The 1,134-nt window shown below is 43.9% G+C and carries 1 protein-coding gene; it reads right to left on the reverse strand.

Going from position 1 to position 1,134, the window contains the following annotated elements:
• Positions 1-105: 105 nt before the first annotated feature.
• On the reverse strand, positions 106-1,041 hold the full coding sequence (locus R7P35_RS25630) for a Gfo/Idh/MocA family oxidoreductase (RefSeq protein WP_318093238.1): 936 nt from the start codon (positions 1,039-1,041) through the stop codon (positions 106-108).
• Positions 1,042-1,134 lie beyond the last annotated feature (93 nt).

The raw sequence follows: 1,134 nt of genomic DNA on the forward strand, positions 1-1,134 counted from the left end.
CTCATGTAGAAAAATGAGCGCGAAGTTTAGTGACGATTAGTCAATGAAACAAATGACAAAAAGTGAACTAATGTATGCGTTTCATGCATAGATTGGTTCTAGGGATTAATTGCAATGCACGGCTTGTTCTATGCGTTGACAGATCTGCTCTGCAAGCTGGTGGCTCGCTATGTTGCGTTGCACTGTGTTTGTAGCCAGCTTGCCTGATTCAACAACCTTAAACCAATCGAATAGCATAGCGTGAAAACCTTTACTCGTGAGCATTGGTGTCCAATCTTTTAAGTTCAACTTACGTTCTTGATTGTCCTGCCACAATTTACCTTCCACGAACGATTCAAACTCAAATGCTTGGTTGGCATAACATGCCTGAACGCGTTCGTTTGTGATGCCAAAATGACGATTCATTGAAGCGTGTAGTAGGGTATCACCATGTTGCCATTGCACATCCAGACGTGCGAGTTGTTGGCCGTCAAATTGGTGAGTGATGTAGACGTCTTGCAAATCGGCTTTTGCTACAACATTTACGCTGTCTAGCGGGTGAATAAAATCGTCAAAGATGAACGTACGGAGTTCTCCCGGCAGATTGTGGCGATTTTTCTCCCAACGCAGTGACTTCAAATTAGCGACATCGCCTTTTTGTACGTTTGGCAAATAGTCGTTGTAGAGCGGAATGTGTCGGCGATTAAAGCCAACATAAAGTGGTTGATTGGCGATAGCTGCAATCTCATAGAGTTGCTCTACCTGTTGGGCACTGTCCGCCAGAGGTTTGTCGACAAAAGTAGGAATGCTTTGTTTTAGAAAATATTCAGCGATTTGAAAGTGAACATGAGTTGCGGCATGAATCATCACCGCATCTACACCAAACGCAGGAAGCTGTCGGTAGTCCTGACAGCTTTCCTTAATGCGATATTGCTGAGCTAGTGAAGAGAGGGTTTTGGCGTCTCGGGTACAAAAGACCAGCTCAACATTAGGAAGTTGAGTAATGGCAGGAAGGTAAGCCTTTTGTGCAATGTCGCCTAAGCCAATAATACCGATTTTCATGTTGTTCGCTCTGTTTCGATTTCATTAGGCGTTGATTATAACGAGCGAAAAAGAGGTTGGCAGAAACGGCTTGTCATAAAAAAGCCTGACTCA

The sequence above is a fragment of the Vibrio sp. Vb0304 genome (genome assembly GCF_033338995.1).
GTDB lineage: Bacteria > Pseudomonadota > Gammaproteobacteria > Enterobacterales > Vibrionaceae > Vibrio > Vibrio alginolyticus.